Origin of the sequence: Yoonia sp. TsM2_T14_4 (assembly GCF_049602355.1) — a bacterium.
Classification (GTDB): domain Bacteria; phylum Pseudomonadota; class Alphaproteobacteria; order Rhodobacterales; family Rhodobacteraceae; genus Yoonia; species Yoonia vestfoldensis_A.
Genome location: NZ_CP187137.1, coordinates 1,008,251 through 1,034,623 on the forward strand (window position 1 = coordinate 1,008,251; position 26,373 = coordinate 1,034,623).

Consider the following 26,373-nt stretch of genomic DNA (forward strand, 5'->3'; position numbering starts at 1 on the left):
CTGGAGAAAATGTCGCAAAAAGGTGTTTTGTCGCAACTTTCTTTCAGAGACCGGCCGTCAGGGCGATATAGGCGACATAGGCCACCAGCATCCCGCCCCCGACCAGCCGGTTCATCCGGCCGACGAAATAGACCAGCGCCAGCAACAACAGCGTGATTCCGATCACGACAGGCGTGTCCACGTTCAAGAACCGCGCATCGACCGGAATAGGTGTCACCACCGCTGTGATCCCCAGAATGGCGAGAATGTTGAAAATGTTGGACCCCACGATATTGCCCAGCGCGATATCGCGTTCGCCGCGGATCGCGGCCATCACCGTGGTGGCAAGTTCCGGCAGCGATGTGCCGATGGCCACGATGCTGAGCCCGATCATCGCCTCTGACACGCCGAACTGGCGGGCGATGATGCTGGCGCTTTGCACCAGATAATGCGCGCCGACCATGACCGTGACCAGACCCAGTATGGTCAGCCCGCCACCGATCCACAGGCTGGTGGGGGCGTCGATGTCGTCTACCTCGCCCCGCGATCCTTTCAGGCTGATGAACAGATAAACCGCCAGTGCGCCGATCAACACCAGCCCTTCGACATGGCTCACCTCGCCCGACCAGAAGGCATAGGGCAGGAACAAGACCGCGCCTGTCATCCAAAGCAGATCTTTGCGGACATTCGCAAAGGTCAAAACCAGCGGCCCGATGAGCGCCGCCGTTCCCAGCACTAGCAGGATATTGGCAATATTGGACCCGATGACATTGCCGATGGCGATGCCCGGCTGCCCGCCCAGCGCCGCTTGCAATGACACCAGCAATTCAGGTGTCGATGTGCCAAAGCCCACGACAACTGCGCCGACGATTATCGGTGCCACGCCAAAGCGCAGCGCCAGACCGCTTGCGCCTTTGACCAGCCAGTCTCCACCCAGAAACAGGCCAAGCAAGCCGCCGATCAGAATAAGATAAGTTAACATGCGGACTCCACCTTTGTCGGGTGGACATGGGGCCATTGCCCGTCAGGCGCAAGGGCGGGGGGCGAAATTCACCCCCGCTATCGCCGGACCGCAACAGTCTGTTTATGTGTCGAAATCGCTGGCCGCGTGCCGTTCGGGCAGCTGTTCATGCGGCTCGCCCCATGTGCGGTTGACCTTTTGCCCGCGGATATAGGCGGGCCGTGCCAGAACCGCATCAGCCCAACGGTTCACGTTTTTATAAGATGCCGCATCAAGGAAGGTCGCGGCATCGCCATAAGCCCCGCCTTTGACCAGCCGCCCGTACCACGGCGCAATCGCCATATCCGCAATCGTATAGCTGTCACCCGCGATATAGGCGTGATCGGCCAATTGCCGGTCCAGCACATCCAGCTGGCGCTTGGTTTCCATCGCGAAACGGTTGATCGGATATTCGAATTTTTCCGGCGCATAGGCGTAGAAATGCCCGAACCCGCCGCCCAGATAGGGCGCAGAGCCTTGCAGCCAGAACAGCCAGTTGAGCGTCTCGGTTCGGCCTGCGATGTCCGTAGGCAGGAACGCCCCGAATTTTTCCGCCAGATACAGCAGGATCGCGCCGCTTTCGAACACGCGCAGGCCGGTGTCACTATCGAACAGGGCGGGGATCTTGGAATTGGGGTTCACGCCCACAAAACCGCTGCTGAACTGGTCGCCTTTGTTGATGTCGATCAGCCAGGCGTCATATTCCGCGCCCTTGTGACCTGCGGCCAGCAATTCTTCGAGCATGACCGTGACCTTGACGCCATTGGGTGTCGCCAGCGAATAAAGTTGTAGCGGATGCTCGCCCTGCGGGCGGTCCTTGTCATGGGTGGCCCCTGCGATGGGCCGGTTGATGCTGGCGAATTTGCCACCGTTTTCGGCGTCCCATGTCCAGACTTTGGGGGGGGTATAGGGTTTGTGGTCGGTCATCATGTCATCCTTTTCGCGTTCCTGCGACGTTAGACCAGCCTTGGCCCCCTGAAAACAACCCTGAACGCGCCACGAATGCGTGAGGCGCTGAAATGACCCGCGCCAATGGATCGGTCGCATTCGACAACAAAGCAGCGGTCTGGGCGGTCCAGATCGGTCTTTTCGCAGATTTGGTCAACATTTCGCCTTTTTCTGCGGGATAGTCGAGGGACAGGAAACCGACCATAGAAAGGCAAACCCCATGGTGACCACGACGGGTATGGCATTCAAGACCGCTTCGGCTTTGGCCATGGCGCTAGCGATATCGGCCGGTCTGGTGCTGGGCGGTAGTCACGCAGCTCAGGCGCAGGACTTATGCAGCCGGTACACGATCGTCCGAGGCGATACGCTGAGCAAGATCGCCAAAGCGACGGGGGTTCAAGGCGGTTTTCAGGTGTTGTTCAACGCCAATGCGCATGTTCTGCGGTCACCCAATCTGGTTGAAACCGGGCAGGTGATCACGATCCCTTGCGCGGACGGGTCATTGCCATCTGCGGCGCCCGCGGCCAACCAAGCCGCAGCGCCCGCACCGGTGACAGCCGACCGCCCGCTGCGCATCGTGACAGCAAGCGGCTATGCGCCATTCACCGACAAGGACTTGCCCGGCGGCGGGCTGTTCACCCAATTAGTGCTCCGCGCGCTCGAGCTGGGCAATCCTGCACAAGAGGTCAATTTCTTCTTCGTGAACGATTGGAACGCGCAGCTGGACAGCCTGCTGCCGTCGGGCGCTGTCGATATGGCCTTTCCGTGGTTCAAGCCCGATTGCGACCGCGTTGAAATCCTGTCGCCGCCCAATGCGTATCGCTGCACCGATTTCAACCATTCCGACCCGTTCTATGACGCGCTGGTCGGGTATTACACGCTGGCGGGCAGCCCCTATGACAGCGCGACAGACCATGCCGATCTGCTGGGCGCGCGAATCTGTCGGCCCGATGCATGGTTCACCTTTGACATGGAAGCCGAAGGCCTGACCGAACCAGAGATCACGATGACGCGGGTCAGTCAGCTGGAGTGCTGGCGCCTGCTCGAAGCGGGCGCTGTCGATGTCGTCAGCTATGATGCGCTGCCTGCCGAAGATGACATGCGCAGCCTGGCGATGGCCGACAGGGTCGTGTCGCTGGATGCGCTGACCACGACCGCGACGCTGCATGTCTTTGTGGCCAAGACCAACCCCGAAGCCAATGCCGCCCTGCCTGCGATGAACGCGGGGCTGGAACAATTGCGCCTAACGGGGGAATGGTTCTCGATCGTGCGTGCGGGTATTCAGGCCAGCTTGGAAAACTGATCCTTCTCTCCCGGGGGACAGTCAGGTCGCCCCCGTCAAAAGGGGCGGCCGCCTTTGGTCTGGTGGCGTGCAAAGTTCAGCGTTCAAAGCCTGCAATGACTGCGGTTGGCTTTGAAAGCCCGAGAAGGTTTAGCCGGTTGTTTTGTATTTCTTTTGTATTTCGAATGTGGTTAAAAATGGTTTACGACAACCTTGAGCAGATCGTGGATGTTGCATGACCCCGCCAAAAACCTTCTGGGAGGAGATTTTATGGACCGTCGGTCTTTCTTGAAGAATTCAGCGATTGGCGGCTCTGCCGCTGCAGCGACAGCGCTGGCCGCGCCTGCCTATGCGCAGGGCAACCGTACCCTGACGCTGGTGACGACCTGGGGTCGTGGCCTTGCCGGTGTGCATGACAGCGCGCAATATTGCGCCGATATGATCACCGCGATGACCGACGGGCAGGTCACCGTCGATCTCAAGGCCGCGGGCGAATTGGTTGGCGCGTTCGAAGTGTTCGACGCCGTCGCCGCTGGTCAGGCCGATATGTATCACGGCGTGGATTACTATTTCCTTGGCCAGCACCCTGCGTTTTCGTTCTTTTCGCAGATCCCGTTCGGCATGACCTTCATGGAATATTCCAATTGGATCAACCACGACGGCGGCGATGTGCTGGCTGACGAATTGTATTCGATCTTTGGGCTCAAGGCGTTTTCGGCAGGCAACACCGGCCCGCAATCGGGTGGCTGGTTCGCCAAGGAAATGAACGGCCCCGAAGATTTCCAGGGTCTGCGTTTCCGCATGCCGGGGCAGGGTGGTCAGGTGATGGGCAAGCTGGGCGCATCGGTCCAGAACCTGCCGGGCGCTGAAGTGTATCAGGCGCTGGCCTCTGGGGCGATTGACGGGACCGAATGGATCGGGCCTTGGGCTGATGAAACCGCCGGTTTCCAGGAAATCACCAAATTCTATTACACCGCCGGTTTCCACGAGCCGGGGCCGAACCTGAACCTGGTGTTGAACCTTGATGTCTACGAAAGCCTGACGCCGGCGCAGCAATCGATCGTGCAAAACGCCAGCCGCGCCAGCAGCATCTGGACGATGTCGCTGTTCATGGCCCGTAACGCCGCTGCATTGTCGCGTTTGCAGGCCGGTGGCGTGCAGGTGCTCGAATTTGCGGACCCGATCTGGGATGCGTTCAGCGCCGCCGCCGACGAAGTCGTCGCCGAAGCGTTGGGTGATCCGATCTATGCGAAATGCCACGAAAGCTATTTCGCCTCGATGCGCAGCTCGGCGCAATGGTCCAGCATTTCCGAAGGTGCTTATCTGGCACAGCGCAACCGCCTGAAGGCCTAGGCGCAAGGCCGGCATCGCCGGTATGCAACGCCAAAAGAAGGCCCGCGCGGGTGCTGCGGGCCTTCTTTGCATCGGTGCAAGAATAAACGGGGATAGATCATGGGACTGGTGGAGGCATGGGGCGGCAACGCCTTTGGCTGGATCGCGGCGCAGCTGATCGCAGCCTTTTACAACATCGGTTTCGCGCTGCTGAACCCCGGCCTGTGGCTGTCTTGGGTGCCGCAGATCAATGGCCCGATGGACCCCGCCGCCAAACAGGCGCTGGCGCGGTTCATCTATTACGGGGCCTCGGTTGAATTGTTCTTTGCGGTGCTGGTGATCTTTGCGGTCGTCACCATCTCAGGGCTGATTTTTAATGCCTTCATGTGGCGCTGCGTGCGCGTGCTGGAAGGCTTTGCCAACAGCGTCGGGCGGGCCGCGGCATGGGCAGGGCTGTTGATGGTGCTGCAACAGATCGTCATCATCTTTCTGCAAGGCATTTTCGCGGTCTCTGACATCAGCATCGGGTTGGGCGTGACCTTTGAACGCCCCGTCAGCTGGTGGTCGGACGAGCTGAAGCTTTATAACGCCATCGTCATCACCCTGTGCGCGACCTATACCTTTGTGCAGGGCGGGCATGTGCGGGTCGATCTGCTCTATGCGCCGATGAGCTTTCGCGCCAAACGCTGTGTCGACATGTTCGGCGCGCTGTTTTTCATGGTGCCATCCGCCATCGTGATCTGGATCTATGGCTGGTTTTTCATGTGGCGGCATCTGGTGCTGCCCAACGCATCGGCGTCTGACACGCTCGATCGGTTGATGACGCGGTCGCAGGCATTCCAGTGGAATATCGAAACGATCAGCACATCGGCAAACGGTTTTGACGCCTATTTCCTGTTCAAGATACTGCTGCTGGTCTTCACCTTCATGGTGCTGTTGCAGGCGGTCGCGGTGTTTTACCGGTCGTTGCTGGAACGCAAAGAAGGCGAGGCCAGCGAGGCCAAATACCTTGATAAAGACAAGACTGGCGACGAGATCGCCGATCTTTCAGCCAAGATACATTAACAAGGCGGACGTATCATGCTTTTCGGCTTAGACGGCATCGAGATCGGCATCATCATCCTGTTCCTGACGCTGTTTGCGGGGATCCTGTCGGGGTTTCCCGTGGCCTTTGCGATCAGCGGGGCGGCGGTGATGTCTTTTGCGATCATTGCTGCGCTGGATTCGTCCGGTCTGCTGGTCCATGCTGGTGTCGATATGCGCTCTGACGCCTATCGCGCCCTGATCGCCGAGGGCGTGCGCCCGGATACGATTTCGGTGTTCCGCTATCCTGATCTGCCCCGGTTTGAGGCGCCATTGTTCCCGCAGGGCTGGGAAACGGCGCTGGACCGCAACATCGGGTTCATGGTCAACCGGATCAATGAAAAGGTGCTGGCGGGCAATTCCATCGAGATTTTGCTGGCGGTGCTGATGTTCGTGATGATGGGCATCGTGCTGGAACGCTCGCGCATCGCGGATGAATTGCTGACAACGATGGCGCGGGTGTTCGGCCCGTTGCCGGGGGGGCTTGCCGTGTCGATCGTGATCGTTGGTGCGTTTCTGGCGGCCTCGACAGGGATCGTGGGCGCCACCGTCGTGACGATGGGCCTGCTGGCGCTGCCGACGATGTTGAAAAACGGCTATTCGCCGCAATTAGCCACGGGGGTGATCGCGGCGTCCGGCACCTTGGGGCAGATCATACCACCCTCCATCGTGATCGTGCTGTTGGGCACCTTGGCAGGCGATCTATACGCCACGGCACAAGAACAGCGCGCGCAATTGGCGGGGTGCAATGACGCGCTGACCTATCTGGGCAAGCCTGCGGTGGTGTCGGTGGGCGCGTTGTTTCAGGCGGCCTTGCTGCCCGGGATCATGCTGGCGGTGCTTTACGCGCTTTATGCCTTTGTCTTTGCCCTGCTGAACCCGACCAAGGCCCCCGCCGTGCAATTCAGCGCAGGTACCGGCACCAAGACCGGCAGCCGCAACGATAAACTGACATGGTTTCTGGCGGTGCCTGTGGGGATCATCGGGCTGGTGATCGGGCTGAACGGGGCAGGCGTTGTGGGTAGCCAGTCGGTGCTGGTGGGCAGTTTCACCGATGCAGGCCAATCCGCATCATTGCGCACCCGCGTCAGCCCCGCCTGCGCCGACAGCATGATCGCCCTGCATGGCCAAGCGGCATGGGACAGCGCCCTTGCCGAACAGGCGCAGATCGACGCCGCCGGTGGCGTGACACAGGCACGACAACTTTCGCCAGAGGAACGCGCCGAGAGGGTCGCGCAGCGCGCCGTTGACGCGCCGCCCATCGGGACCGGCATTGCCGTTGCCGCCGTGATCATGGGGCTGATGCTGGCCGTGGCGCGCGGCGTGGCGCCGCTGGCCAACCACCGGCCCTTGCTGATCGGGGCAGGGGGGATCGGGCTGTTACTGCTGGTCGATGTGCTGCTTGTTTCGCCGCTGACGACGCCGGGCGGGGCGATCCTGCTGGCGGCGTATCGCAAGCGCAAGGATCAGGGCCTGTCACCGCGCATCGTGCTGCTGACGGCGGGGGCGATCATCGTGATGCTGCTGGTGGGGTATAATTTCGACATGCGCATGGGCCGCGAGGTGGTGCCGCTGGAAGACCGGATTGCCTTTCTGGTGGCATTCGGCGCGTTCCTTTACGCGATGTTCGGGCTTTTGTGGGCCTGTTGGGTGCTGCTGGCGGGCGGCGTTCTGGCACCTGTCGTGCGCGAAACTGCCAAGGTGACGGCGATGGTCTTTGCCATCCTGATCGGGTCGCAATTGTTGAACCTTGTGCTGATCTCTTTCGGGGGGGAACATTATATCCAGCAATTCCTGCGGTCGTTCGACAATGAATGGCAGGTTTTCTTGCTGGTCATGCTCGTGCTGTTCATCCTTGGGTTCGTGCTGGATTTTCTGGAGATCATCTACATCGTGATCCCCATTGTCGGGCCGGTGATCTATGGCGGCACGTTTGATCCCAAATGGGTGACGATCATGATCGCGGTGAACCTGCAAACCTCGTTCCTGACGCCGCCATTCGGGTTTGCGCTGTTCTATCTGCGCGGTGTGGCGCCCAAGTCGATCACCACGGGCCAGATCTATCGCGGGGTGCTGCCATTCATCGGCATCCAGATCGGCGCGCTGCTGATCCTTGCGTTTTTCCCTTGGGTGGTGACGATCCTGCCCAACCTGCTGGGCTGATGGGCTAGCTGCGCCCGTCGGGCAGGTTGATCTTGGCGACCTGTTCGGCGATGGGTTCGGAGGACAAAGGATGCAGGGCTGTGTCGAAACTGTCGGGCGCGGTCAGCGGTGACCATGTGCCGCCGCGAAACACCTCCAGCCCTGCGAATTTCGCCTTATAGCCCATCTTGGGGCTGCCCGGCACCCAATAGCCCAGATAGACATAAGGCAGGTCCATTTCCTGCGCGATCTTGACATGGTCAAGGATGACATGGGTGCCAAGCGACAAGCGTTCGAGCGCGGGATCAAAGAAGGAATAGACCAGCGAAAGCCCGTCATCGAGAATATCTGTCAGACAGACCGCCTGCAAAACCCCCGCATCGGTATATTCGATCACGCGCGACCGGATCGGCGTTTCCTCGATCATGGCGGCAAATTCGAACATATCCATATCTGCCATCCCGCCCGTCGCATGGCGGCTGTCGAGATAGGCGCGGAACAGGTCATATTGTTCCTCGGTCGCCCAGGGCGATGTCGCGCGGCGGTGCAGGTGATGCGCGCGCGCCAGAACACGGCGCTGGCTGCGCGAAGGCGTGAACGCGGCCACATTGATCCGTGCCGACATACAGGCCGAACATTCCGCGCAGGACGGCCGGTAGAGCACGTTTTGCGACCGCCGGAACCCCTGTTTTGACAGCGAATCGTTGAGTTTCGGCGCGTTGTCGCCTTGCAGGGCTGTGAACAGCTTTCGTTCCATCCGGCCCGCAAGATAGGGGCAAGGCTGCGGCGCTGTCACATAGAACTGCGGGGCGATTGGAAGGGTGTGGCGCATGAATGAACCCGTATGGTTTCACGAAGCTTAACAACCCTGCGCCCGCGCGCCAAGCCCTGTGTCACACGCTGCGTTAATGCGCGCCTCTTACCAAAACGACCCGCCGTGGCGGGCCGTTCGGGGGAATTGGCCTGTGTCAGACCTGTGGCGCGTCGGGTGCCATGGCAGATTTTGCTGCGGCCTTGCGTTCGCGTTCATCCATGAAGGCGTCGAATTCGGCCTTGTCCTTGGCATCGCGCAACCGCTTGAGAAAAGCCTCGAACTTGTGCTGCTCGTCTTCCAGACGGCGGATGGTTTCATTGCGGTAGGCGTCAAAAGCTGCGTTGCCGCTGGATTTGGTCATGGTGATGGACGACTTGCCAGTCTTGCGGCAGGACCCCGCAAACAGGCCCTTGCCCCAGATCATATAGGCCAAAAGCGCCAGACCCACGGGCCAAAACACAATAAAGCCCAGCACCATCGCGGCGATCCAGGCGCCTTTGCCGCGCGCATCAAGCCAAGCCTCGGTCCGGGCAAGAAAACCGGGGCTGGTGTCGTAAGTCTGGGCTGTGTTCGTGGTCATCATGCTCTCCTTCAAGGCAGCAGGGTGGATGTGAATGTGTTTCACATCACAGATATCGGAAAGCCGCCCATATTTTGCAAGAGGTGATGTAAAGGTTTTTTACATCATGACAAATCAGGCAATGAAATCAGCAATCTGCGCGCCGGAAATCTGCAACAATTGCTGTGGCGCTATGGGGAATATATGCCGTGGCGTGCCAGCGGCCGCCCAGATTTGCGCGAAATCCAGCAGGCGCGCATCGAAAAAGGCGCGCACTGGCGTCAAATGCCCGATGGGCGCGACGCCGCCGATGGCAAAACCGGTCTGCGCGCGGATCAAACTGGCATCGGCCTTGGCCAAAGGCTCGCCCGCGGCCACGCTTGCCTTGCCGCTATCCACCTGATTGCCGCCCGCGGTGATGAACAAGATCGCGCGCCCGCTGGTCTGGCCTGCGAAAATCACCGATTTGGCGATCTGGTCCAGCGCGCAGTTTGCGGCATCGGCGGCCTGTTGTGCTGTGCGGGTCTGCTCGTCCATTTCCAGCGGGGTGATCTGGACCCCGTGATCTTGCAGTGCGCGGATGACGCGGGTCAGGCTTTTGCTCATCTGTCATGCTCCTGTTTGGGGCAGCTTAGCGGGGTGTTGGCGATTGACCAGCCCCCCGATTGCACCCAATGTGCAGCGCATGAGCATTGCCCGCCGCATCACCCGTTGCCCTCGTCCGTATGACGCCGCGCTTGGTGCGGATATGCTGACGCAACTGCCCGCCTTTGCGCCCGAAATCAGTGCCTTGCTGGCCGGGACTGCCGGATGCAGCCCCTATCTGGCAGGGTTGATGCGGCAAGAAAAAGACTGGCTGCCTGCCGCGCTCGATGATCCCGAAGCGGCGGTGGACGGTTTGCTGGTCCAGCTTGACTCCGTCACGCTGGACGCGCTGCCAATCCATCTGCGGCAGATGAAACGGCGCATCGCGCTGGTTGCGGCACTGGCCGATCTGGGCGGTGTATGGCCTTTGGAAACCGTGACCGGCACGCTGACCCGCTTTGCCGATGCGGCGGTTGCGGCCTGTGTCACGCGGCTGGTCGCGGCCGAGGTTGCGCGCGGAAAACTCCCCCTCGGCGCGCCGCAGGACGCCGCAGGCATGGTCGTGCTGGCCATGGGCAAGATGGGCGCGCATGAGCTGAATTATTCCTCTGACATCGACCTGATCTGTTTGTTCGACGACAGCCGTTTCGCGCCCGAAGATGTGTTCGAGGCGCGCACCGCCTTTATCCGCGTGACCCGCCGGATGACGGCGATCCTGTCGGAGGTCAAAGACGGCGGTTATGTGTTCCGCACCGATCTGCGGCTGCGCCCCGATGCTTCGGTGATGCCGGTCTGTTTGTCGATGGAAGCGGCAGAACGCTATTACGAAAGCGTGGGCCGGACATGGGAACGCGCGGCCTATATCAAGGCGCGGGTCTGTGCGGGGGATCAGGCGGCTGGCGCGCGGTTCCTGCAAACCCTGCGCCCCTTTGTCTGGCGCAAGCATCTGGATTTCGCGGCCATTCAGGACGCCCATGACATGCGGCTGAAAATCCGCGATCACAAGGGGCTGGGCGGGCCGGTCGCGCTGGCAGGGCATGACATGAAACTGGGGCGCGGCGGTATCCGCGAGATTGAATTTTTCACCCAGACCCGCCAGTTGATTGCAGGCGGGCGCGATCCGGCGCTGCGCCTGCGTGGCACCGGCGAAGGCTTGCATGCGCTTGCGGGGGCGGGCTGGATCGGGGCGGATGTGGCTGACACATTGCTCGATCACTACCGCCACCACCGCGAGGTGGAACACCGCGTGCAGATGTTCGCCGATGCGCAGACCCATCATCTGCCGCAGGATGCGGCGGGGTTCGACAGGCTCGCGGCCTTCATGGGGCGCGATGTCGCGGAATTGCGCCACGACCTGACCCGCCGCCTTGCCGATGTGCATGTGCTGACCGAAGGGTTCTTTGCCCCCGATGCCAAACCCAAACCGCAGATCACCTGGGGGCAGGAGGTTGTGGCGCGCTGGCAAGGCTATCCCGCGCTGCGATCCCCGCGCGCGACCGAGATTTTCGACCGGCTGATCCCGCAGATCATGGCCAGCCTGCAAGAGGCCGCGCGCCCGGACGAAGCACTGGCGCAATTTGACGGTTTTCTGGCGGGGCTGCCTGCCGGAGTGCAATTGTTTTCGCTGTTCGAGGCCAATCCGCAACTGACCCGGCTGATCGTCGATATCGCGGCAACGGCGCCGGCGCTGGCGCAATATCTGTCGCGCAATGCGGCCGTGCTGGATGCGGTGATCGGCGGCGCGTTCTTTGACCCATGGCCCGGCATGGCCGCGCTGCGCGATCAATTGGGCGCGGTGCTGGCGACCCATCCCGATTACGAAAGCCAGCTGATCGCGGCACGGACCTGGGCGCGCGAATGGCATTTCCGCATCGGGGTGCATCATCTGCGCGGGCTGATCGACGCTGTCGGCAGCGGCGCACAATATGCCGATCTGGCCGAGGCGGTGATTGCCGCGCTCTGGCCGGTGATCGTGGCGGAATTCGCGCGCAAACACGGCCCCCCGCCCGGGCGGGGCGTGGCGGTTGTGGCGATGGGATCGCTTGGCGCGGCGCGGCTGAACGCGGGGTCCGATCTTGACCTGATCGTGATCTATGACCCTGCGGGGGTTGAAACCTCTGACGGGCCGCGCCCTTTGGCAACGCGGGCCTATTTCGCGCGGCTGACGCAGGCCTTGATCACCGCGCTGGCCGTGCCGATGGCGGCGGGGCGGCTTTACGAGGTGGATATGCGGCTGCGCCCGTCGGGGCGGCAGGGGCCGGTGGCCACATCCTTGGATGCTTTCGTCGATTACCAGAACACCGATGCCTGGACCTGGGAACATCTGGCGCTGACACGCGCGCGCCCGATCACGGGTGATGCCAATCTTTGCGCCGCGATCGAGGCGTTTCGCCGCGATCTGTTGGTGCGCAAAGGGCAGGGGGCGGCGGTTGTCGCCGATGTGGCCGAAATGCGCATGCGGCTGGCGCAGGCCAAGGGGCCGGGCGAGGCTTGGGATGCCAAGACCGGGCCGGGCCGGTTGCAGGATATCGAATTATGCGCGCAGACAGCGGCGCTGATCGCGGGCAGTCCTGCGCGTGATGTGGATGCGCAATTGCACGCCGGGGTCGCCGCGGGCTGGCTGGATGCGGCGGATGCGCAGGCCCTGTGTGATGCCGCCCGGCTGTTGTGGAAATTGCAGGCGGCGGTCAAGCTCTTGACAGGGGGCGGGCTTGACCCGAATGATCTGGGTGAAGGGGCGCGCCGGATGATCCTGCGTGAAACTGACACCCAAGGGTTGGACGCGCTGCTGGCGCAGATGACCCGTTTGCACAAGGCCGCAGATGTCATCATCAGCCGCCGTCTGAAAGGAACCGGATGAAGGGTGATCTGCATGACACCAAGGCCCTGATCCGCGAAGCGTTTTGCATTGATGGCATTACCGAGGCCGAGTGTCGGTCGATTTTTCTGGATTGGGTGCTGGGCCTGCCGGACGGTCAAGACATCGGTGTCGCGGTGCGCGCGGTGCTGACGCGGTATGCGGATGCGCCAGCCGGTCACCCGATGACGCGCACCTTGCAGCAGGCTGTGCCAATGGCCGCCCCGCCGCGGCGGCGTGGCGGGCGCGATGCACGGTTGCGCGCCGATAGCTAGGGCAAGCGGTTAAACATCTGGTACCGGCGCCTTGCGTTGCGATGATTTGAAGGGCGGATGCAAGAGCGTGGCACTTGTGCGCCCAATCGCCGCCTCGAGCGGGATGATCGCCGTTTCGGTCAGCAATGGGGCGGGTGTGCGGCCGGTGGCAAAGCGGCCCGTCAGGTCGGTCAGCATCGCCGCCGCCTGATCGAGCTGTGCGCCGCGCGTTCTGGCATCGTGGATCATTGTTGATTGGTGCTGGGTCATTTGATCCAGCTTGGTCACGCCCGTCGTGATGCGCGACAGAGCCGTGGCCTGATCTTGCGTGCCGGCGGCGATGCGCGTGGTCAGGGCGGCGATTTCGCCAACCTGCGTGCTGATATCCGACAGCGCGCTGCCTGCGGTACCAACAAGTTCCGTTCCGCGTTGCACCTGTTTGCCGCTGCGGGCGATCAATGCGGTGATCTGTTTGGCCGCCTCTGCCGATTTTTGGGCCAAGGTGCGCACCTCGGCGGCGACCACGGCAAAGCCGCGCCCTTCGTCACCGGCGCGCGCGGCCTCGACCCCTGCATTCAGCGCCAGCAGGTTCGTCTGAAAGGCGATATCTTCAATCACCCCGATCACCTGCGACATCTGCTGTGACGAATCGCCGATCTCGGCCATGGCGGCGACGGCCTGCGCCACGACATCGCTGTTGTTGGTGGCCTGCGCGCGCGCGGCGGTCACTGTGCTGTCGACTGTGCGCGCATCACCGGCGACCGCGCGCAGGCTTGCTGTCAGCTGGTCCAGCGCGGCGCTGGTCTGGTCCAGCGTCGTCGCTTGCTTTTCTATGCGCTGTGACAAGGCCGCTGTGGCCGATGTCGCTTGGCGGGTTTGCACGGCGACCAGCCCGGCGGTCTGGGACATCTGCCCGATCAGCGCGCGCAATGCATCGGTTGCCCTGTTGAAATCCTGGCGCAGGTTGTCATGGGCGGGGGCAAAGGGCTGATCGATCTGCACGGTCAGATCACCCGCCGCCAAACGTACCAGCTGCGATTGCAACATGTCGATCACCTGTTTTTGGTCGCGTTGTTGTGCATTTTGCGCCGCATCCGCATTTGCCTGTGCGATCTGTGTCGCGCGGATCGCGTCCAAACCCTGCGCCAATCGCCCCAACCCGTGGTCTGTGTCGCCGCCGGTCACGGCTGTCGCGGTATCGCCCGCCGCCAGCCTGTTGGTGGCCTCTACCAGTCGGGTGATCGCGTGAGTGATGCCGCGTGCGACCAGATATCCGGCCAGCAGGGCCAGCAGAGCAGTGAGCAGACCCATCATTGGGATAAGTTTGCGCAAATCCGCCAGCAGGCTGGCGCTGGTGTCATCATGGGCCTGTCCGGCCTGCGCGATCTGGCGGAGCAGCGCATTCAGCCGGTCCAGAACCAGCTGCCCCAGCGGGGCCAGTACGGTGCTTTCCAGCCTGTCGGCCTGCGTCATACTGGCTGCGTAGCGATCCAAATCCGTGATCAGCGCGGGGACAGCGTCCGCGATCTGGGCGATCTGGTTTTGCAGATAGGCACCAGCGCCCGCCTGTGCCAGCTGCGCCATCGCCGCGCCAAAGGTATCAAGCGCCGCGCGCGCCGCACGCCCGTCATTGTCGTTGCGCAAGCTAAAATAACTGTCCAGATGCAGCGTGGCGGTATCGAAACTGTGCATCGCTGTCTGTGCGGCCTGCACCAGCTGTGGCCGGCCAGAGACGCGGACGCTGTTGGTGATGCTGCGCAGGGCGCCGTGCATGTCTTGCACCTTTGCCTGCAGGGCGATGCCGGGGTTGGTGGCGGCGGCACGCAGGTCCCTGATCTGGGTAAATGTCGTCGCGTAATCCTGCGCCAGCGCCAATACCGCGTCGATTTCCGTGCGTGCTGCGGTGCCGGGCGCAAAAGCCGCAGATAGCGCGGGATCATCGCGCAGTGCCGCAAGATGAGCGGCAACGGCTTGCGCCATGGCGTCAGTTGGGGCCGCGCCATAGGCCCGTACGGTGCGTTCGGCGGCTTGCATCTGCCGGATGAACCCGCCTACCGCCATGTTCTGCGCCGCGATCTGGCCGCTGGTGGCAAAATCGCTGCGCAGGTTATCCACCGCCCGAACGGCAGCCACCGACAGGGCGATGATCAGCAACGCCAGCACGACAAAGCCGCTGTTGATGCGCCACGCAACAGACCACCGAGCCAGCATGAATAGTCCCTATTCCCTTACGCTGTTCTGGATAGGGGGTAATTCCTAACGCAAGGTGAAAATACCGTCTTATCCGCGCGCTAGCGCCGCTGCCTGTGCGGCCAATGCGGTGATCCCCGCCCAGTCGCCGGCCTGCACCAGATCTGCGGGGGCCACCCATGACCCGCCCACGCATAATGTGTTGGACAGCGCCAGATAGGCGGGCGCGTTTTGCAGGGTCACGCCGCCGGTGGGGCAGAATTTCACCTGGCTGATCGGCGCGCCGATGGCCTTGAGCGCGGCAGCGCCGCCATTGGCCTCGGCGGGAAAGAATTTTTGCACGCTATAGCCGCGTTCCAGCAGGCGCATCGCTTCTGAGGCGGTCGCCGCACCGGGCAAAAGCGGCAGATCGTTCGCCTCGCAGGCGTCCAGCAGCCGGTCAGTGGCGCCCGGGGCAACGCCAAAGGTCGCACCTGCCGCCTTGGCGTTTTCGACATCACGCGTGGTCAGCAACGTGCCTGCGCCGACATGCCCGCCCGCCACGCCCGCCATTTCGCGGATCACGTCGAGGGCGGCTGGCGTGCGCAAGGTCACTTCAAGCGCGGGCAGCCCGCCTGCGACCAGCGCGCGCGCGAGGTCCGCGGCGCAGCTGGCATCACTGATCACCAGAACCGGGATCACCGGGGCGAGGAGGCAGATTTTCATTGCGGCGGCGGAAGCATCCTGAGGGGTCATGTCCAGTCTTTCTGAAGCTATGGCCGCAGGCACTGCGCTGCCTCCGGCGGAAGTATTTTTGGAAATAAGAAATGGGGGGCGTCAGACGACGACGCCCGCCCCGTCGGCAGAAGGCCCCACGCTGCGGCGGAAGATTTCGAACAATTCGCGCCCGACGCCGGTGCCATTGCCGGTCAGATCGGCGGTAGCTGGGCTGCGGGTGGCAAGGTCCACGTCCAGCACCGCGATTGTGCCGGTGGTGGCGTCAAGCCGGATTATATCGCCGTCGCGGATCAGGCTGATCGGGCCGCCGTCCGCGGCCTCGGGCGAGACATGGATGGCTGATGGCACTTTGCCAGATGCGCCCGACATGCGCCCGTCAGTGACCAGCGCGACCTTGTGCCCGCGGTCTTGCAGCACTGCGAGGATCGGGGTCAGGCTGTGCAATTCGGGCATGCCGTTCGATTTCGGCCCCTGAAAGCGCACGACGATCACTGTGTCGCTGGTGAATTCACCGGCTTTGAACGCGTCTTTTACCGATTCCTGGGTGTGGAAGATCCGCGCAGGTGCCTGAATGATGTGCCGTTCGGGGGCGACTGCGGATGTCTTGATCACGCCGCGCCCCAGATTGCCTTGCAGCTGGATCAACCCACCAGAGGCCTGAAACGGGTCGGCGGCGGGCCGCAGGATGCGGTCATTGGCAGAAATCTTTGGCCCGTCTGCATAGATGACGCCAGTCTCTGCCAGTTTTGGTTCGCGCGTGTAATGTGCAAGACCCTTGCCTGCGATGGTCACCGTGTCGTCGTGCAACAGCCCCGCGTCCAGCAATTGCCCGATCATATAGGCCAGCCCGCCGGCGGCGTGGAAATGGTTCACATCGGCCAGCCCGTTGGGATAGACCTTGGCCATCAGCGGCGTGATGGCGGATATGTCGCTAAAATCCTGCAGATCGAGGATCACACCCGCCGCGCGCGCCATGGCAGGCAGGTGGATCACCAGATTGGTGGACCCGCCGGTCGCCATCAGCCCGACCAGCCCGTTCACAAAGGCCCGTTCATCCAGCACGTCGCAGACCGGCGTATAGGCATTGCCAAGCGCGCTGATCGCCAGTGCGCGTTCGGTGGCGGCCACGGTCAGCGCCTCGCGCAAAGGCGTGCCGGGATTGACGAAAGACGCGCCCGGCATATGCAGGCCCATGAATTCCATCAGCATCTGGTTGGTATTGGCGGTGCCATAAAAGGTACATGTGCCCGGCCCGTGATAGCTGGCCATTTCTGCTGCCATCAGCGCGTCGCGCCCGATTTCACCTGCGGCGAATTGCTGGCGCACCTTGGCCTTTTCGTCATTGGGCAGGCCCGAAACCATTGGCCCCGCAGGCACAAAGACGCCGGGGATATAGCCAAAGGTCGCTGCGGCGATCACCAAGCCGGGGACGATCTTGTCGCAGACACCCAGATAGATGGCGGAATCGAACACGTTATGCGACAGGCCTACTCCTGCGGCCAGCGCGATCACATCGCGTGAAAACAGCGACAATTCCATACCGGTCTGGCCCTGGGTCACACCGTCGCACATCGCAGGCACGCCGCCTGCAACCTGCGCTGTGCCACCCGCATCACGCGCGGCGGCGCGGATCTTGTCGGGGTATGTCTCGAACGGCTGATGCGCCGACAGCATGTCGTTATAGGCGGTGATGATCCCGATATTGCCTGCACTGGAGGCGGTCAGCGCGGCCTTGTCATCGCCCATCGCGGCATAGGCATGGGCCTGATTGCCACAGGTCAGGTGCGCCCGGCGCGGGCCTTCGGCGGCGGCGCGCGCCATCGTGTCCAGATAGCGGCGGCGTGGCCCTTCGGACCTTGCGCGGATACGGTCGGTGACGGCGGCGATGGTCGGGTGTAGCGGCATCTTGGTCCTCGGCTTTTTGTTGTCGCCTCTCTAACAGATTGTGTTAGCGCTAACAAGGGCGCGGCCCATGCCGAACCCTGATTTCCCAAGGCTGGTATTTCTTGTCGTTGCAATAAGAGGGCATTTTTTATATAGCATGCCTGTTGGTGTGTGTTGAGATGAAAGAGTAGTCATGTTTCAAAGATTTTTGAGTGTATTGGCGTTGCTCGGCGCCTTTGCGGCCTGTGCCCCGGCTGGAACCGTACAAGGTGATCCCCGTCAGGACATCGCGCGCGATTACCGGCTTGCCGGAGTGAATTTTAGCGCTTTGGCCGACCTGACAATATCCGAAGAAAACAGCATATATCCACAGGCTGACATCGTCTGGCATGGCGATGCGCCGGGTGACCGGATCGCGCAGATCGCGGCGATGTTCCAAGAGGCGGCGGCGCGCAATATCGTTGCCACCAGGGCTGGCGACCGGCCGGTCGCATTGGACATTACGCTGGTCAGGTTCCATGGCGTGACCCGCCGTGCGGAATTTTCGACCGGCGGCGTTCATCACATCGTCTTTGATCTGACGGTGCGCGATGCTGACATCGGCACCGTGATCGAGCCGAAGCGGCGCGTTGTTGCAAATCTTGAGGCGTGGGGCGGCAATATCAATGCCCAACTCGACGCACAGGGCGCCACCCAAAAGGTCCGCGTCACCGATTTCCTGACTTCGGTATTGGCTGACCAATTGCGCTGAGGCTGCGATCGGGTCTTTTCATGGACAATGCCCTTCGCTAGTGACAGCGAATGACACAACATGATGCATCCGACCGCGCCACAGTGCGCCTCATCCCCAAGGCCGAGGCGCGGGCGATCCGCCACGGCTATCCTTGGGTTTACGCCAATGAACTGGTGACTGACCGGCGCACCCGCGGCCTGCCCGCGGGAAGCCTCGCGCTGCTGGAAGATGCGAACCGCACCCCGATGGGTGTCGTTGCGGTCAACCCCGCGTCAAAGATCATCTGCCGGATGCTGGACCAGAACCCCGACGCCGTGATTGATCAGGCCTGGTTCGCCGCCCGGATCAGCCGGGCGCTGGCGCATCGGGCGCGGGTCTATCCCGAGCCGTTCTACCGGCTGATCCATGCAGAGGCTGACGGGTTGCCCGGCGTCATCATCGACCGATTCGGCGATATTGCCGTGGTGCAGCCCAATGCGGCTTGGGCCGATGTGCTGATTGCGCCGCTGGTCGCGGCTTTGCAGGATGTCACCGGCGTCACAACTGTCATTATGAACGGCACCGGCCGGACCCGTGCGCTGGAAGGGCTGGCAGAGCGGATGGATGTGTTGGCCGGCAATGCCCCCACAGCGCCCGTTGCGGTGCCAATGAATGGCGCGACCTATCTGGCCGATATCATGGGCGGGCAGAAAACCGGCCTGTTCTTTGACCAGCGGCCCAACCATGCCTTTGCCGCAGGGCTTTCGCGCGATGCGCGGGTGCTGGATGTCTTTGCCCATGTCGGCGGCTTCGGGCTTGCGGCACTGGCGCAGGGGGCAGCATCGGTGCTGGCGGTAGATGGCTCTGCGCCGGCGCTTGATCTGGCCGAACAGGGTGCCGCCGCGATGGGCGTGGCAGACCGGTTCAGCACGCGCAAGGGCGATGCCTTCGACGTGCTGACTGCCCTGGCCGAGGAAGGCGCGCAATTCGATGTTGTGATCTGCGATCCCCCTGCCTTTGCGCCGGGCAAGGCCGCGCTCGAGGCGGGATTGCGCGCCTATGAACGGGTGGCGCGTCTGGCGGCACCGCTGGTGGCACCGGACGGGTACCTGGCGCTGTGTTCATGCTCGCATGCGGTGGATCTGACCAAGTTCCGCAATGCATCGGCACGCGGGATCGGGCGGGCAGGGCGGCGTGGGCAGATCATCCATACCGGTTTCGCCGGACCCGACCACCCGCTGATGCCGCATCTGGCCGAAAGCGGCTATCTGAAAGCCGTGTTCTTCCGCCTATGAAGGTGCTGATCGACGCTTGTGTGCTCTATCCCACGGTGATGCGGGAAATGGTGCTGGGCTGCGCGGCGCAAGGGCTGTTCGCGCCGCGCTGGTCGGCGCGGGTGCTGGAGGAATGGGCGCGGGCCGCAGCCAAGCTTGGCCCGGCGCAGGAAATCTGGGCGCGGGGCGAAATCGCTGCATTAGCGGCGCGCTTTCCAGGTGCAAACATCCGCTATGAGACCGGTATCGAACGGCGGTTCTGGCTGCCTGATACCGGCGATATCCACGTTCTGGCCGCGGCCGTCGCAGGGTCCTGTGACGCGATCCTGACGATGAACGCCAAGGATTTCCCGCGCAACATTCTGGACGACGAAGGTCTGCAACGGCTGGACCCCGACAATTTCCTGCTGGACCTGTGGCAGCATGCGCCGCAACCCGTGCAAAGTGTGGCAGACGGCGTGCTGGCCGAGGCGCAGCGCCTCTCCGGTCAGGACTGGACCCTGCGCGCGCTGCTGAAAAAGGCGCGTCTGCCAAGGTTGGGCAAGGCGCTGACCGCGCGCTAGGGCGCCTGCCACTTGGCTTCATGCGCCTCGATCGCCGCGATGCGCAGGGCGGTCTTGGGATGGCTCAGCATCCAGGCGGGGGTGGCGGCGCCATGCGCCCCGGTCAGCTTTTCCAGCTTGGCAAACAGCGTTTTCTGCGGCCCTGTGCCGATCCCCGCCTTGACCAGCAAGGCCGAGGCATAGGCATCCGCCTCGAATTCGTCATCGCGCGACAGACGTGCAGCGACCAGACTGATCAGCGCGCCGGCAATCCAAGGCCCGATGCCGGGCAGAAACCGGTTAAAGATCATTGCAAGTGCAGTGCGCATCGCATTCTGGCTGGAAAAATCGATCATCCGGCGGCGCGAATGGCCCAAAGCGACATGGCCCAATTCATGCGCGATCACGCTGGCCATTTCCTCGGACGAAACCTCGCCCGCGCGGTATTTGTTGAAAAATCCCCGTGTGATGAAAATCCGACCGTCAGGGGCCGCCAGCCCGTTGACCTGCGGGATCTCGTAAATATGCACACGGATCCGGTCGATCCCCAGCGCCTTGGCCATCCGCTCCATCAACACCTTGATCATCGGATCGGCCAGTTCGGTCGATTTGTCGTCCAATGCGCGCGCAGTCCGCCACACCGAAAAGCGAAACATCGCGTATCCGTAAACCAGCGCAAGGAAGATCGGCAAAAATTTCATCATGGTCCCGATATGGCGCGCGCGGCCCGGCTTGCCAATGGCCCGCTTTGTCGCGCCCGGCTTCTTATTTCCAAAAATACTCCCGCGCAGCGCGCCAAAAGTTTTTTTATCCGACCAGCGCCTTCATGCCGCGGTTGATCCCGTCTAGCGTCATCGGCACCATCCGCTCCGCGCCGAAAATCTCGCGGATCATGCCGATCGACTGGGTGTAGGGCCATTGGCGTTCCTCGACCGGATTGATCCAAAGCGTATCGCGCCACTGATCGCGCGCGCGGGCCAGCCAGACGGCGCCGGCCTCTGCATTCATATGCTCATTGGCCCCGCCCGGATAGGCGATCTCATAGGGTGACATGCTGGCGTCACCCACGAAAATGCATTTGTAATCAGGCCCGTAGGTATGCAGCACATCCCATGTGGGTGTCTGCGCATCCCAGCGGCGGCGATTGTCCTTCCACACCCCATCGTAAAGACAATTGTGGAAATAGAAATGCTGGAAATGCTTGAATTCCGATTTCGCGGCGCTGAACAATTCCTCAGCCACCTTGATATGCGGGTCCATCGACCCGCCGATGTCCAAGAACAAAAGCACCTTGACCGCATTGCGCCGTTCGGGGCGGGTTTTGACATCCAGATAGCCATGTTCCGCCGTCGCGCGGATTGTGCCGGGCAGGTCCAGCTCGTCTGGCGCGCCGTCGCGCGCCCAGCGGCGCAGGCGTTTGAGCGCCACCTTGATATTGCGCGTCCCAAGCGCGACGCTGTCGTCGAGATTGCGGAATTCGCGCTTGTCCCAAACTTTCACCGCGCGCTGGTGGCGGCTTTGATCCTGCCCGATACGCACGCCTTCGGGGTTATAACCATAGGCCCCGAATGGCGATGTACCCGCCGTGCCGATCCATTTTGACCCGCCCTGATGGCGGCCTTTCTGCTCGGCCAGCCGCTGCTTGAGGGTCTCCATCAGCTTGTCAAACCCGCCAAGCGCCGCGATTTCGGCCTTTTCATCCGCGCTCAGGTGCTTTTCGGCCAGTTTTTTCAACCAATCGGCGGGGATATCGATGGCGTTCAGCACGGCCTCGGCGGGGATCGCCTCCAGCCCCGCGAAACTTGTGGCAAAGGCGCGGTCGAACCGGTCGAGGTGGCGTTCATCCTTGACCATCACGGTGCGGGCCAGAAAATAGAACGCCTCGACATCATAAGTCGCAAGGCCCGCTTTCATGCCTTCCAGAAACGACAAGAATTCGCGCAAGCTGACCGGCAGTCCGGCTTTGCGCAGATTGTCGAAAAACGGCAAGAACATCAGGTCACAGCAGGCTGCGTTCGACGAAGATCAGCACGAACAACCCAACCAGCCCCAGCGCAATCCCAAAGGCCGCGCCCCATTGCAGCATATCAAGCGGCTTGCCGCCGTTCGCCTTTGCGCGCCAAGCGCCGATGGCGGCCCCGATCAGCAGCCCGGACAGTGGATAGATCATCGTGACACCTTTCTATGGGTTCAGCTTGGCAGGCGCGACAGGCTGGCGATTTCATTAAGCCGTTCAATCACCGCGTCCCTGTCGCCGAACCCGTATAACCCCCATCCCAGACTGTCCAGCCGCAGCGCCATTGCGGCTTCGGGTTGGCCCTGCAGGTCCAAAGCTTCGGCGCGCAACATCATCAGCACGGCCAGCAGGGCTGCGTTTTCATGCTGGCGCGCCACGGTGATGGCCGGGCCTGTCAGGGCCAGTATCGCCTCTGGATCGCGCGCGATCAAGGCAAAGGCGGCCTGCTGTTGTGCCACATGTGCAGCTTGGATGCGCAGGTTCGGATCGCCCGCATAGGCGCGGGTCGCGGCATTGAACGCGCCCAAGGCCAGTGGCGGGTCGGTCCCAATCTGCAACCGGCCGAAAACATATTGCGCAAACCCCGCGCGCGTGCCGGTCCAGCCGCGCGCCTGACCGATGGCCACCGCATGCGCCGCGGCTTGCTGGCGGACCCCGCGCGATGCGGTGCCGCCCAAGGCGATGATGATCGCCTGCGTCCAGTCGCGGGTCGTGGCCGCGGTGAGCGGTGCTGCGCCGCCCGCGCCCGCAGGGTTGATCCGTGCCAGAATGCCCGGCACCCGCGCCATCACCTCTGGCGGGGTCATGCCGCTGCGCAATTCGGGCGCATAGGTGACGCGCAGGATCAGCATGTCGAAACCGGTTAGCACGGCATGCATGTCGTCATCGTTGAACACGGAATCGGGCAGGCGATACAGGTCATTCAGCGGCCCCAGCGCCTGTGCAAGTTCCTCGTGCAGACAATCGCGCATTTCCTGCGGGGTTGCATCATTGGGGATGAACACAGCAGCCTGTTCGCGGACCTGCAATGTGGTCCAATCAATCAGCGGGCTTTGGCGGTTGCGGCGCAATGCGGCCCAGTCGCGGACACGCGGCACCACGAAACAGGCCGCACCTGGGGCGGCCTGCCGCAACTGGCGTGGCGCTACCAGCTCGATCCGGATCGTTGCATCGCCGCCCGTGATCTGGCTGATATCAATCCCCGCCTCGGCGCGCAGCCGCGCCAGCAGACCGTCAAGATCGGCGGCCAGTTGCGCGGGGACAGGGCCGTTGAACGCCACCGTGACCGGCCCTTCAAAACGGGTGAACAGCGGGATCGGCCGCCCGCTTTCAAGCTGAAAGCTCAGATCGGAAAAATCGCGCGCGATCTGCGCATTGGGGCGGCGCGCGGGGCCGGGGTTGGCGGCGGCAAAGCTGCGCATCGAGGGAAAATCCAAGCGGACCGGCGCGACCCCGTCAGGCCCTGCCACGCGCAGTTGTGGCGTGCAGGCGGCCAACACAAGCATGCCAAGCAGGCATAGATATTTAAGGATCGGCAGGGCAGACGGCGCGCCCCTCATGCGCTTGGTCAGGCACGTAGAGGCCGGATCAGGGTGCCGCGTGATCACCTTTTGCCACGCGCCATGAAGGCAAGTCGTTCGAACAGATGCACATCCTGTTCATTTTTCAACAATGCGCCATGCAGGCGCGGCAGCGCATCGGCCCCGTCACGGCGCAGGTCTTCGGGGGTCAGATCCTCGGCCAGCAGCAGTTTCAGCCAATCCAGCACTTCTGACGTAGATGGCTTCTTTTTCAGCCCCGGCGTGTCGCGGATGTCATAAAATTGGGTCAGCGCGGTGGTCAGCAAGGCATCCTTGATCTGCGGATGATGCACCGCCACGATCCGGCGCAGAATCTCGATGTCGGGAAACCGGATGTAATGAAAAAAACAGCGCCGCAAAAAGGCGTCGGGCAGTTCTTTTTCATTATTGGATGTGATGATCACGATGGGCCGGTGGATCGCGCGCACGGTCTCGCCGGTCTCGTAGACATGGAATTCCATCCGGTCGAGTTCTTGTAACAGATCATTGGGAAATTCGATATCGGCCTTGTCCACCTCGTCGATCAGCAGCACGACACGGCCCGGGGCGGCAAAGGCCTGCCACAGCTTGCCGCGCTTGATGTAATTGGCAACATCGTTGACCCGCGCATCACCCAGCTGGCTGTCGCGCAACCGGCTCACGGCGTCATATTCATAAAGGCCCTGCTGCGCCTTGGTGGTGGATTTGATGTGCCATTCGATCATCGGCAGGCCAAGCGCGGCGCTGACCTGACGGGCCAGTTCGGTCTTGCCGGTGCCGGGTTCACCCTTGACCAGCAAAGGGCGTTCCAGCGTGACCGCAGCATTGACCGCCATCTTCAGATCGTCGGTCGCGATATAGCTGTCGGTGCCGGTGAACTGCATGATCTTTACCCTTTGATTTCTGCGCAAGTTAGCAGGTCTACGACGATCGGCAACACCCGCCCCGCAGATCAATTCAGGGGGTGACATGGCAAGGCCAAAAGGGTACACGGCGCTGGAATTGGGACCGTTGCTGCATGGCCTGTGGTCGCGTTACCCGATCGCCAGACAAGGAAAATGCGATGAAAGCCGAAGTGTTTCTTTCGAACGATTATCGTCCGGCCGATGACGAACCTTTCATGAACGAACGCCAGACCGAATATTTCCGCCGCAAGTTGCTGGATTGGAAGGCGGAGATCCTCGAAGACAGCCGCGACACCGTGGCGGGGATGAAAGACCAGACCCGCAATATCCCTGATGTGGCAGACCGCGCCTCTGAAGAAACCGACAGGTCGATCGAGTTGCGCACCCGCGACCGCCAGCGCAAGCTGGTCAACAAGATCGACGCCGCCCTGCGCCGAATCGACGATGGCGAATACGGCTATTGTGAAATCACCGGCGAGCCGATTTCGCTCAAGCGTCTGGATGCGCGCCCCATCGCCACGATGAGCCTTGAAGCGCAAGAACGCCACGAACGGCGTGAAAAAGTCCACCGCGACGATTGATGTGGGGGCCAATGCCGGACGCAGCATTGCCATCATTGGCGGCGGGATCGGCGGGCTGACCGCGGCCTTGGCCTTTGCACGCCAAGGCGCACAGGTCACTGTCCACGAACAAGCCTCCGCCATTGCCGAGGTAGGCGCAGGCCTGCAACTCACCCCCAATGGCGCGCGTGCGCTTGCAGCTCTTGGGCTGGCGGATGCACTGGACCAGTCCGGTCTGCGCGCTACAGCTGTCCAACCGGTGGATGCGCTCAGCGGGCGGGCCATCGCGCGCTTTGACCTGACCCGCCAGACCCCGCCTTACCGCTTCGTGCACCGCGCCGATTTGATCGGTCTGCTGGCGCAGGCCTGCGCCGTGGCGGGCGTGCGCATCGTGCTGAACGCGCGGATCGCGGATGTGACAACGGATGGTTTATCTGGCGCAGATATGACGCTTGGCGCCGATGGGCTGCATTCAGTGATCCGGCCTGTGCTGAACACTGCGGATGCTCCGTTTTTCACCGGACAGGTCGCTTGGCGCGCGATCATTCCCGCCGCCAACGTGCCACCCGTCGCACAAATCTGGATGGCACCGGGGCGGCATGTCGTGACCTATCCTTTGGCTCGGAACCGGCTGAATATCGTTGCCGTGCAGGAACGCGACATTTGGGCCGCCGAAGGTTGGCACCACGGTGATGACCCCGCCAATCTGCGGGCAGCCTTCGCCGATTGCGCCGCACCGTTGCAGGATCTTCTGGCGCGGGTCGATGCCTGCAATCTTTGGGGCCTGTTCCGCCATAAGGTGGCGGATCATTGGCACAATGACCAAATCGCGCTGCTGGGCGATGCCGCCCATCCGACGCTGCCGTTTCTGGCCCAAGGCGCTAATCTCGCGATTGAAGATGCCTTTACCCTCGCACAGATCACCGATGCGCAGCCCAATCTGGCGCAGGCGCTGCACGCCTATCAATCCGCCCGCCGCCCCCGCGTCAGCCGCGCCATCGCCGCCGCCAACGCCAATGCGCGCAATTATCACCTGTCCGGCGCCCCACGGCGTGTGGCGCATCTAGGGCTGAAAACACTTGGTAAAATTGCGCCAGACGCGTTTATCAACCGCCTTGGCTGGCTCTATGACCACGACGTGACAACTTCATCTGTTTAAAAATATCCTCGCCGAAGGC

24 protein-coding genes are annotated in these 26,373 nt (G+C 62.3%); 11 read left to right on the plus strand and 13 right to left on the minus strand.

Going from position 1 to position 26,373, the window contains the following annotated elements; translation table 11 throughout:
- Positions 1 to 43 precede the first annotated feature (43 nt).
- Together ACPF9B_RS04925 and yghU are read right to left on the minus strand one after the other, a co-directional pair.
- Positions 44 to 961: a calcium/sodium antiporter gene (locus ACPF9B_RS04925; protein ID WP_424179638.1), complete on the minus strand. Its 918-nt coding sequence runs from the start codon at positions 959 to 961 to the stop codon at positions 44 to 46.
- 102 nt (positions 962 to 1,063) lie between these two features.
- The gene (gene yghU, locus ACPF9B_RS04930) at positions 1,064 to 1,906 is read right to left on the minus strand and encodes a glutathione-dependent disulfide-bond oxidoreductase (RefSeq protein ID WP_424179640.1); all 843 of its coding nucleotides are present in this window, start codon (positions 1,904 to 1,906) and stop codon (positions 1,064 to 1,066) included.
- Positions 1,907 to 2,147: 241 nt separating this feature from the next.
- On the opposite strand from yghU, the gene ACPF9B_RS04935 reads away from it, so the two are divergent.
- From ACPF9B_RS04935 to ACPF9B_RS04950, 4 genes are all read left to right on the plus strand, one after another.
- The gene (locus tag ACPF9B_RS04935) at positions 2,148 to 3,230 is read left to right on the plus strand and encodes a LysM peptidoglycan-binding domain-containing protein (RefSeq protein WP_424179642.1); all 1,083 of its coding nucleotides are present in this window, start codon (positions 2,148 to 2,150) and stop codon (positions 3,228 to 3,230) included.
- Positions 3,231 to 3,479: 249 nt separating this feature from the next.
- Positions 3,480 to 4,562: a TRAP transporter substrate-binding protein gene (locus tag ACPF9B_RS04940; protein WP_424179644.1), complete on the plus strand. Its 1,083-nt coding sequence runs from the start codon at positions 3,480 to 3,482 to the stop codon at positions 4,560 to 4,562.
- A gap of 99 nt (positions 4,563 to 4,661) precedes the next feature.
- Positions 4,662 to 5,606: a TRAP transporter small permease subunit gene (locus ACPF9B_RS04945; RefSeq protein ID WP_424179646.1), complete on the plus strand. Its 945-nt coding sequence runs from the start codon at positions 4,662 to 4,664 to the stop codon at positions 5,604 to 5,606.
- A 15-nt stretch (positions 5,607 to 5,621) separates the two neighbouring features.
- On the plus strand, positions 5,622 to 7,787 hold the full coding sequence (locus tag ACPF9B_RS04950; RefSeq protein ID WP_424179648.1) for a TRAP transporter large permease: 2,166 nt from the start codon (positions 5,622 to 5,624) through the stop codon (positions 7,785 to 7,787).
- Positions 7,788 to 7,791: 4 nt separating this feature from the next.
- On the opposite strand, the gene ACPF9B_RS04955 is transcribed toward ACPF9B_RS04950, so the two are convergent.
- The 3 genes from ACPF9B_RS04955 to ACPF9B_RS04965 form a co-directional block, all read right to left on the minus strand.
- A complete protein-coding gene (locus ACPF9B_RS04955; protein ID WP_007205060.1) occupies positions 7,792 to 8,598 on the minus strand; it encodes an arginyltransferase in 807 nt (268 codons plus the stop codon).
- A 136-nt stretch (positions 8,599 to 8,734) separates the two neighbouring features.
- On the minus strand, positions 8,735 to 9,163 hold the full coding sequence (locus ACPF9B_RS04960) for a DUF2852 domain-containing protein (protein WP_007205059.1): 429 nt from the start codon (positions 9,161 to 9,163) through the stop codon (positions 8,735 to 8,737).
- A gap of 111 nt (positions 9,164 to 9,274) precedes the next feature.
- Positions 9,275 to 9,745, minus strand: coding sequence for a YbaK/EbsC family protein (locus tag ACPF9B_RS04965; protein ID WP_424179651.1), 471 nt, complete (start codon positions 9,743 to 9,745; stop codon positions 9,275 to 9,277).
- 79 nt (positions 9,746 to 9,824) lie between these two features.
- On the opposite strand from ACPF9B_RS04965, the gene ACPF9B_RS04970 reads away from it, so the two are divergent.
- Positions 9,825 to 12,584, plus strand: coding sequence for a glutamine-synthetase adenylyltransferase (locus tag ACPF9B_RS04970; protein WP_424179653.1), 2,760 nt, complete (start codon positions 9,825 to 9,827; stop codon positions 12,582 to 12,584).
- Positions 12,581 to 12,856: a hypothetical protein gene (locus ACPF9B_RS04975; RefSeq protein ID WP_424179655.1), complete on the plus strand. Its 276-nt coding sequence runs from the start codon at positions 12,581 to 12,583 to the stop codon at positions 12,854 to 12,856. The genes ACPF9B_RS04970 and ACPF9B_RS04975 overlap by 4 nt, the downstream gene beginning before the upstream one ends.
- A gap of 9 nt (positions 12,857 to 12,865) precedes the next feature.
- On the opposite strand, the gene ACPF9B_RS04980 is transcribed toward ACPF9B_RS04975, so the two are convergent.
- The 3 genes from ACPF9B_RS04980 to edd all read right to left on the minus strand — a co-directional run bounded on the left by ACPF9B_RS04980 (position 12,866) and on the right by edd (position 17,647).
- Complete coding sequence (locus tag ACPF9B_RS04980; protein ID WP_424179657.1) at positions 12,866 to 15,046, minus strand: methyl-accepting chemotaxis protein; 2,181 nt, start codon at positions 15,044 to 15,046, stop codon at positions 12,866 to 12,868.
- Between the two features lie 69 nt (positions 15,047 to 15,115).
- Entirely contained in the window at positions 15,116 to 15,760 is a 645-nt protein-coding gene (gene eda / locus ACPF9B_RS04985; protein ID WP_040482811.1) for a bifunctional 4-hydroxy-2-oxoglutarate aldolase/2-dehydro-3-deoxy-phosphogluconate aldolase, read from the minus strand.
- Between the two features lie 81 nt (positions 15,761 to 15,841).
- A complete protein-coding gene (gene edd, locus ACPF9B_RS04990; RefSeq protein WP_424179659.1) occupies positions 15,842 to 17,647 on the minus strand; it encodes a phosphogluconate dehydratase in 1,806 nt (601 codons plus the stop codon).
- 172 nt (positions 17,648 to 17,819) lie between these two features.
- Here edd and ACPF9B_RS04995 point away from each other — a divergent pair, with 172 nt between their 5' ends.
- Genes ACPF9B_RS04995 through ACPF9B_RS05005 form a run of 3 tightly spaced genes read left to right on the plus strand, consistent with a single transcriptional unit; the run spans position 17,820 to position 20,175 of the window.
- Positions 17,820 to 18,377, plus strand: coding sequence for a DUF6778 family protein (locus ACPF9B_RS04995; protein WP_007205052.1), 558 nt, complete (start codon positions 17,820 to 17,822; stop codon positions 18,375 to 18,377).
- Between the two features lie 50 nt (positions 18,378 to 18,427).
- Complete coding sequence (locus tag ACPF9B_RS05000; RefSeq protein WP_424179662.1) at positions 18,428 to 19,633, plus strand: RSP_2647 family RNA methyltransferase; 1,206 nt, start codon at positions 18,428 to 18,430, stop codon at positions 19,631 to 19,633.
- On the plus strand, positions 19,630 to 20,175 hold the full coding sequence (locus ACPF9B_RS05005) for an RSP_2648 family PIN domain-containing protein (protein WP_424179664.1): 546 nt from the start codon (positions 19,630 to 19,632) through the stop codon (positions 20,173 to 20,175). Before ACPF9B_RS05000 ends, ACPF9B_RS05005 begins: the two co-directional genes overlap by 4 nt.
- Here ACPF9B_RS05005 and ACPF9B_RS05010 read toward each other — a convergent pair.
- The 5 genes from ACPF9B_RS05010 to ACPF9B_RS05030 form a co-directional block, all read right to left on the minus strand.
- Entirely contained in the window at positions 20,172 to 20,858 is a 687-nt protein-coding gene (locus ACPF9B_RS05010) for a M48 family metallopeptidase (protein WP_424179666.1), read from the minus strand. The two genes, ACPF9B_RS05005 and ACPF9B_RS05010, sit on opposite strands and share 4 nt — an antisense overlap.
- A gap of 103 nt (positions 20,859 to 20,961) precedes the next feature.
- Entirely contained in the window at positions 20,962 to 22,149 is a 1,188-nt protein-coding gene (locus ACPF9B_RS05015) for a vWA domain-containing protein (protein WP_424179668.1), read from the minus strand.
- 4 nt (positions 22,150 to 22,153) lie between these two features.
- On the minus strand, positions 22,154 to 22,324 hold the full coding sequence (locus tag ACPF9B_RS05020) for a hypothetical protein (protein ID WP_007205047.1): 171 nt from the start codon (positions 22,322 to 22,324) through the stop codon (positions 22,154 to 22,156).
- Positions 22,325 to 22,344: 20 nt separating this feature from the next.
- Entirely contained in the window at positions 22,345 to 23,676 is a 1,332-nt protein-coding gene (locus tag ACPF9B_RS05025) for a DUF2927 domain-containing protein (protein ID WP_424179670.1), read from the minus strand.
- 98 nt (positions 23,677 to 23,774) lie between these two features.
- The gene (locus tag ACPF9B_RS05030) at positions 23,775 to 24,614 is read right to left on the minus strand and encodes an AAA family ATPase (RefSeq protein WP_007205045.1); all 840 of its coding nucleotides are present in this window, start codon (positions 24,612 to 24,614) and stop codon (positions 23,775 to 23,777) included.
- Between the two features lie 179 nt (positions 24,615 to 24,793).
- On the opposite strand from ACPF9B_RS05030, the gene dksA reads away from it, so the two are divergent.
- Both dksA and ACPF9B_RS05040 read left to right on the plus strand, forming a co-directional pair.
- Positions 24,794 to 25,216 (plus strand): RNA polymerase-binding protein DksA, encoded by a 423-nt coding sequence (gene dksA, locus ACPF9B_RS05035; protein WP_040482810.1) that lies wholly within the window; start codon positions 24,794 to 24,796, stop codon positions 25,214 to 25,216.
- On the plus strand, positions 25,191 to 26,354 hold the full coding sequence (locus ACPF9B_RS05040) for an FAD-dependent monooxygenase (RefSeq protein ID WP_424180356.1): 1,164 nt from the start codon (positions 25,191 to 25,193) through the stop codon (positions 26,352 to 26,354). Before dksA ends, ACPF9B_RS05040 begins: the two co-directional genes overlap by 26 nt.
- Positions 26,355 to 26,373: the final 19 nt, after the last annotated feature.

Coding starts and splice junctions, on each gene's coding strand:
- ACPF9B_RS04965 (WP_424179651.1), bottom strand. CDS start 9,745: ATGAGCAAAAGCCTGACCCGCGTCATCCGCGCACTGCAAGATCACGGG.
- ACPF9B_RS04925 (WP_424179638.1), bottom strand. CDS start 961: ATGTTAACTTATCTTATTCTGATCGGCGGCTTGCTTGGCCTGTTTCTG.
- dksA (WP_040482810.1), top strand. CDS start 24,794: ATGAAAGCCGAAGTGTTTCTTTCGAACGATTATCGTCCGGCCGATGAC.
- ACPF9B_RS05010 (WP_424179666.1), bottom strand. CDS start 20,858: ATGATGAAATTTTTGCCGATCTTCCTTGCGCTGGTTTACGGATACGCG.
- ACPF9B_RS04960 (WP_007205059.1), bottom strand. CDS start 9,163: ATGATGACCACGAACACAGCCCAGACTTACGACACCAGCCCCGGTTTT.
- ACPF9B_RS04995 (WP_007205052.1), top strand. CDS start 17,820: ATGTTTCAAAGATTTTTGAGTGTATTGGCGTTGCTCGGCGCCTTTGCG.
- ACPF9B_RS04935 (WP_424179642.1), top strand. CDS start 2,148: ATGGTGACCACGACGGGTATGGCATTCAAGACCGCTTCGGCTTTGGCC.
- ACPF9B_RS05020 (WP_007205047.1), bottom strand. CDS start 22,324: ATGATCTATCCACTGTCCGGGCTGCTGATCGGGGCCGCCATCGGCGCT.
- ACPF9B_RS05005 (WP_424179664.1), top strand. CDS start 19,630: ATGAAGGTGCTGATCGACGCTTGTGTGCTCTATCCCACGGTGATGCGG.
- ACPF9B_RS04970 (WP_424179653.1), top strand. CDS start 9,825: ATGAGCATTGCCCGCCGCATCACCCGTTGCCCTCGTCCGTATGACGCC.
- yghU (WP_424179640.1), bottom strand. CDS start 1,906: ATGACCGACCACAAACCCTATACCCCCCCCAAAGTCTGGACATGGGAC.
- ACPF9B_RS04975 (WP_424179655.1), top strand. CDS start 12,581: ATGAAGGGTGATCTGCATGACACCAAGGCCCTGATCCGCGAAGCGTTT.
- ACPF9B_RS04980 (WP_424179657.1), bottom strand. CDS start 15,046: ATGCTGGCTCGGTGGTCTGTTGCGTGGCGCATCAACAGCGGCTTTGTC.
- edd (WP_424179659.1), bottom strand. CDS start 17,647: ATGCCGCTACACCCGACCATCGCCGCCGTCACCGACCGTATCCGCGCA.
- ACPF9B_RS05015 (WP_424179668.1), bottom strand. CDS start 22,149: ATGTTCTTGCCGTTTTTCGACAATCTGCGCAAAGCCGGACTGCCGGTC.
- ACPF9B_RS05025 (WP_424179670.1), bottom strand. CDS start 23,676: ATGCTTGTGTTGGCCGCCTGCACGCCACAACTGCGCGTGGCAGGGCCT.
- ACPF9B_RS05000 (WP_424179662.1), top strand. CDS start 18,428: ATGACACAACATGATGCATCCGACCGCGCCACAGTGCGCCTCATCCCC.
- ACPF9B_RS05030 (WP_007205045.1), bottom strand. CDS start 24,614: ATGCAGTTCACCGGCACCGACAGCTATATCGCGACCGACGATCTGAAG.
- eda (WP_040482811.1), bottom strand. CDS start 15,760: ATGACCCCTCAGGATGCTTCCGCCGCCGCAATGAAAATCTGCCTCCTC.
- ACPF9B_RS04955 (WP_007205060.1), bottom strand. CDS start 8,598: ATGCGCCACACCCTTCCAATCGCCCCGCAGTTCTATGTGACAGCGCCG.
- ACPF9B_RS04950 (WP_424179648.1), top strand. CDS start 5,622: ATGCTTTTCGGCTTAGACGGCATCGAGATCGGCATCATCATCCTGTTC.
- ACPF9B_RS04945 (WP_424179646.1), top strand. CDS start 4,662: ATGGGACTGGTGGAGGCATGGGGCGGCAACGCCTTTGGCTGGATCGCG.
- ACPF9B_RS04940 (WP_424179644.1), top strand. CDS start 3,480: ATGGACCGTCGGTCTTTCTTGAAGAATTCAGCGATTGGCGGCTCTGCC.